The sequence below is a fragment of the Enterococcus durans NBRC 100479 = LMG 10746 genome, from assembly GCF_001544215.1.
In the GTDB taxonomy this organism is placed as follows: domain Bacteria; phylum Bacillota; class Bacilli; order Lactobacillales; family Enterococcaceae; genus Enterococcus_B; species Enterococcus_B durans.
In genome coordinates, this window is the sequence record NZ_BCQB01000112.1 from 1 (window position 1) to 984 (window position 984).

The window sequence follows — 984 nt, forward strand, 5'->3', positions numbered from 1 at the left end:
GAGTACTTGAGCCAGAAACGAAGTCAATTGTTACTTAATTTGGAAAAGTACAAACAATATGCAGAAAATAGCGGTGTAAAAAACATTCAGCTGTACAGTGGAGAAGGTGATCCGGCCGAGGAAATTACTAAGACGATTTTGCCAGCAACATCTGCAGATATCTTAATCATTGGATCGCGATCAATGCATGGAATTAAAGGATATTTTGGTTCGCATGCTACTTATATGGTTAAAAATTCTCCAATCTCAATTACAGTTATTAAGTAAATATTGCAGATAATATGTATTTGGGTCAATATCTTGGACAAATTTTAATAGAGATGGTTATGCTATTTCCTCTCTTGACAGGTCTTCAAACTCCTGTGGAGTTAGATAACCAATCGAACTAATGTAGCTAAATAGCGCTCGTTTGGCTTCTTCAAAATCTGAGTAAGTAGTCGTATAGACCTCTTCTTTTTTCAATGATGCATAGGAAGATTCGATTATTGTATACTGGCTGCATAAATCCGTTTGTAGAACCATTCCTCCTGGAATGTGATAATGCTTTTTAGATTAGAGTCAATAGCTGAGACACTTTTTACGAGAGATTTTTTATGTTAAGCAGCCAGTATCTTTTTCTAAAATTCAACCGGAGACAGATATGCTAAAGCACTGTGAATTCTGTGGTTGTTATAAAATCCTTGAACGTAACTGAAAATTTGTCGTCTTGCTTCTTCAAAAGTTTGATATATTGGTCGTTGGGACACATGTTCTTTCTTCAATAATGCATGGAATGATTCGATTCCTTCGTTATCGTAGGGACAGCCTTTACGGCTGTAGGAATGGTGATAGTTTTAATTTTACAGTAAAATATCCCAGATTGCGATGATTATGGATAGCGTTTGGGGATGATTTTGAATGAAATCAACATTTTCTGAAAATAGATTTGCTAATTTCTATTTTGCTCCGTATACTAATTAAGGAACGTTTGTTTTTTATTACACG

Annotated in this window: 2 protein-coding genes and 1 pseudogene; 1 reads left to right on the top strand and 2 read right to left on the bottom strand. The window is 35.0% G+C overall.

The annotated features are described in order from the left end of the window. The coding region (locus ED2_RS14490) for a universal stress protein (protein WP_164703938.1) at nt 1-267 on the top strand (267 nt) is incomplete at its 5' end. Between the two features lie 57 nt (nt 268-324). Here the strand turns inward: ED2_RS14490 and ED2_RS14495 are convergent. Further along, a complete protein-coding gene (locus tag ED2_RS14495; protein WP_002297837.1) occupies nt 325-522 on the bottom strand; it encodes an IS3 family transposase in 198 nt (65 codons plus the stop codon). Nucleotides 523-617: 95 nt separating this feature from the next. Then, a pseudogene (locus tag ED2_RS15280) lies at nt 618-821 on the bottom strand (IS3 family transposase); the annotation flags it as partial. Nucleotides 822-984: the final 163 nt, after the last annotated feature.

Excerpts from the sequence above, each read along its gene's own strand:
- ED2_RS14495 (WP_002297837.1), bottom strand. The coding sequence starts at position 522 with ATGGTTCTACAAACGGATTTATGCAGCCAGTATACAATAATCGAATCT.